This is a genomic window from Pricia sp. (assembly GCF_041745955.1).
GTDB lineage: Bacteria > Bacteroidota > Bacteroidia > Flavobacteriales > Flavobacteriaceae > Pricia.
Map to the genome: position 1 here is coordinate 1 of NZ_JBGTHY010000143.1, position 4,181 is coordinate 4,181.

Genomic DNA, 4,181 nt, shown 5'->3' on the forward strand with positions numbered 1-4,181 from the left:
GGCGAATGCGATGCCAAGCATTACACTAAGGGCAAAGTTCTTATCTCCCTTGGTGAACCCGTCCTCATCGTTTACGAGCAGGCCGATTACCGACATGGCGATGGGCAGCATGACCACCGCGGTCGCCGTATTACTGATCCACATGCTCAAAGAGGCCGTGGCGATCATAAAGCCGAGAACGACCTTGTTCGGGGTTGTGCCCGTGATCTTTATAATGTTAAGGGCGATACGTTTGTGTAGGTTTACCTTTTCTAGGGCGAGGGCGAGTATGAAGCCCCCGAAGAACAGAAAGATAATGGGGCTTCCGTAGTTGGCCCCCACATCGTCGATTTCCATGATGTTCAGTATCGGAAATAGCAATAGGGGCAGTAGCGCCGTAACCGAAATGGAAACCGCTTCGGTGATCCACCAAATGACCATCCACACGGCGACAGCGATCACGGCGTCGCCTTTTTCCGAGATCATTTCGAGAGGGAGGTTGATTAGGATGAGGAACAGGATGGGTCCGAGAAATAGGCCCAGTTTTTTGCTTAGGTTCATGGGTGGCGATTAACGTCGTCTAAGCTAGGTTTTTTCTTTTGAACACGAAAGGCCAATTCTTATGGGAAGGTTTGTGGGTCAAACCCTCTAAATTACGATTTACGACAATATCTCATTAATTACCTCTCCCTCAACGTCCGTTAAACGGAACGGCCTTCCCTGAAAATCGAAGGTGAACTGCTCGTGATCGAATCCTAATAGGTGCAAGACGGTCGCATGCACATCGTGTACGGATACGCGCCCCTCGACGCCGGAAAAGCCTATATCATCGGTTTGGCCATGTACCGCGCCTTTTTTGATGCCCCCGCCGGCCATCCACATGGTAAAGGCATCGCCGTGGTGGTCGCGACCTTTAAAGCCCATTTCCTTGCCTTCCCGATTTTCCTGCATGGGGGTTCGACCGAATTCGCCGCCCCAGACCACCAGGGTTTCGTCAAGTAACCCCCTTTGTTTCAGGTCTAACAACAATGCGGTCATGGGCCGATCGACTTCACGGCATTTATTGCGGAGGCCAATGTCCACCGCAGTATCGCGGCCCGTGCCATGAGTGTCCCATCCCCAATCGAACAGCTGTACAAAACGGACCCCATCCTCGACCAGCTTTCTGGCCAAAAGACAGTTGTTGGCAAAGGATTCCTTACCGGGTTCGACCCCGTACATCTGTTTGATGTTCTCCGGTTCGTCGTTGATGTTCATGACTTCCGGCACGGCAATCTGCATCCGGTAGGCCATTTCATATTGGTTGATACGCGCCAGGATTTCCGGATCGGCGTATCTGGCGTACTCCTCCTTATTTATGGTGTTGATGGCGTCAATGGTCTTTTTTTTAAGGTTCCTCGAAATACCGTCCGGATCATCGATGTAAAGTACGGGATCCCCTTTTGACCGGCATTGCACCCCTTGGTAAACGGAGGGCAAAAAGCCGCTTCCCCATACGCTTTTTCCGGCATCGGGTGTTTTTCCGCCCGAGGTCAACACTACAAAACCGGGCAGGTTTTGGTTTTCGGAGCCCAGGCCGTACGTCACCCAAGAGCCGATGCTAGGCCTGCCCAATCGTGGACTACCCGTATGCATGAACAATTGCGCCGGACCGTGGTTAAACTGGTCGGTATGTACCGCTTTCAAAAAGGCGACCTCGTCGATCACTTTTTTAAAATGGGGCAGATTGTCGGAGACCCAGTTGCCGGACTCTCCTTCTCTTTTAAATTCTGCCTGTGGGCCCAATAATTTGGGTGTACCCCGAATAAAGGCGAATTTCTTTCCCTCTAAAAGGGATTGCGGACATTCTTGGTTGTTCAGCTTTTGCAGTTCGGGCTTATAATCGAACATTTCCAGCTGTGAAGGTGCTCCCGCCATATGCAGATAGATGACATTTTTTACCTTGGGCCCGAAGGGTGGAGCCAAGGTCGCCAACGGGTTCAGGTCACGATCTGAGAATCCCGATTTCTTGACGGACTGTTCATCCTTCAGAAAATCGCCACATCCCGCAAAAATGGAACCCAGGGCCAGGCCGCCCATTCCCGTCGCGCATTGTTTGATAAAATGCCGGCGGGTCTTGGCCTCTGTTTCGCGTTGGATTCTTTCCCGTATTAACCGTTCTATCTTGTCTTTCACTGTTGTTGTTTTTAATATCTCGTTGCTCTTCTTCCGAGGATGCCCAAAGGGTTAAAATTATTCGATTTGTCCACAGTCCCTATTCTATTCTCTCTTGTCTTTCTTCATGCCTTGCTCAAAAACTCGTCCAAATTCATAATGGCATTCGCCACTACGGTAAACGCTGCTTGTCGAGGCGTGGGTTGCTCTTTCAACGTAAAAAAGTTACTGCCGATAGCTTCATCACTATCGAATTCCAATAAGGATTCTTCATACAACTCTTTTAGGGCCTCCAATTTTTCAGGGGTTATTTTGGAATAGGTCGCCTTTTCATACCCTTTGGTTATACTTTTTTCAACGTCAGTGCCGTCCATGAATTTTGCCAAGGTGTAGGACGCCTCGAGATACACCGGATCGTTCAGGGTTACCAAGGCCTGCAAAGGCGTATTGGTCACGGTACGGCGGATGCTGCAGACCTCGCGGCTGCCCGCATCGAAGGTGATAAAAGAGGGATAGGGACTTGTGCGTTTCAGGTAGGTATATACCGCCCTGCGATACCTGTCTTCACCCTCGCTTTCTACCCAAGACTCACTGTTGTACACCGATTGCCACACCCCGTCGGGCTGGGGCGGCATCACACCGGGACCGTACATTTTATCGCTCAGCAATCCGGAAACGGCCAAGGCCTGATCGCGGATCTGTTCCGCCGACAACCGTCTGCGCGGGCCGCGGGCATATAGTTCGTTGTTAGGGTCCTTTTGGTACAGCTCGGGACTGTTTTCGGAGCTTTGCCGATAAGTACCGGACATGATAATGTCCTTGATCAAGGCCTTGACGTCCCAATCGTGTTCGTTCATAAAACGCAGCGAAAGCCAATCCAATAGTTCCGGGTGGCTGGGCGGGTCGGACTGCGTACCCATATCCTCGACGGAGGCTACGATACCCCGTCCGAAAAGCTGGTGCCAAACGCGATTTACCATAGTACGGGCCGTCAACGGATTCTTTTTGCTGACGATCCATTTCGAGAGTCCCAATCGATTTCCCTGCCAATCGGATTCCCAGTCGTTCAAGGTTTTCGGCACTCCCGGGGCGACCGTATCCGTTTTCAACAACCAGTTGCCCCTTTCGAAGACTTGGGTGGCCCGAGCCATATAACTGTGATTTTCGGCCATAATGGGCAGTTCAGGGGTATCGGCGTTCAATAGTTTGAAGAAGGTATCGTTGATGTCGCGATATCCGGGTTGCGCTTGGCCCGGAATATCCTCCAGAAAAGCGAACCAGGTAATATAACTGGTAGAGATCTGCTTTTCAATCCGGTCATTGTTCGTCTCTAAATAGAGATCGACTTTTTCGTCAGTAGAAGCAAAGGGGATTCTTTTAATGGTGTTGCCCTCGGTCTTATTGATAGTAAACTGCGCCAGGATTTCACCGTCCGCATTGTTTTTTCGGACAGTCATTTGGGTACCATCGATATCCGATCTGTAGTTCATGTACATAAAATTGGCCCCTTGCGTGTAGACATCCTTCAGGGTACACGAACCATCGTCCCACAGGGCCAAGTATTGAGTATCGGCAAATTCCCCGTTGGTAAAGTCCACCGCGTTATGGGCGAGGTACTTGGGCTCGTTAAAGGTCAAGAAGTCATCATAGAGCTCGCCGACTTCTTCCGAACCGTATTTTTCGACCCAAGCGTTTACCCGGTCCACATTTTGCCTTTGCTTTTCATCGTAAAAACGGATATTCGGACTTTCATCCGGCGTGTCCTCGTCCCTCGAATTGTTGAAGAACGCCATGGCCTTATAATATTCCTCATGGGCAAAGGGATCGTAGGGGTGGCTGTGGCACTGCACACATTCCATGGTCGTACTCTGCCAGACGGAGAAGGTGGTGTTCACGCGATCGATGACACTGGCCACCCGGAACTCTTCGTCCTGGGTGCCGCCCTCGTCGTTGTTCATGGTGTTTCTATGGAAGGCCGTAGCAATCAACTGGTCCGTCGTTGGGTCGGGCAAGAGATCGCCCGCTAATTGTTCCGTGGTAAACTGGTC

At 50.9% G+C, this 4,181-nt stretch carries 3 protein-coding genes; all 3 read right to left on the reverse strand.

The genetic code is table 11. From position 1 onward, the window contains the following. The coding region (locus ACEW8S_RS05135) for an SLC13 family permease (RefSeq protein WP_373517109.1) at nt 1–540 on the reverse strand (540 nt) is incomplete at its 3' end. Between the two features lie 99 nt (nt 541–639). After that, nucleotides 640–2,154: a DUF1501 domain-containing protein gene (locus ACEW8S_RS05140; protein ID WP_373517110.1), complete on the reverse strand. Its 1,515-nt coding sequence runs from the start codon at nt 2,152–2,154 to the stop codon at nt 640–642. A gap of 104 nt (nt 2,155–2,258) precedes the next feature. Continuing rightward, nucleotides 2,259–4,181 (reverse strand): DUF1553 domain-containing protein (locus tag ACEW8S_RS05145; protein ID WP_373517111.1); only part of this gene is annotated, 1,923 nt, incomplete at its 5' end.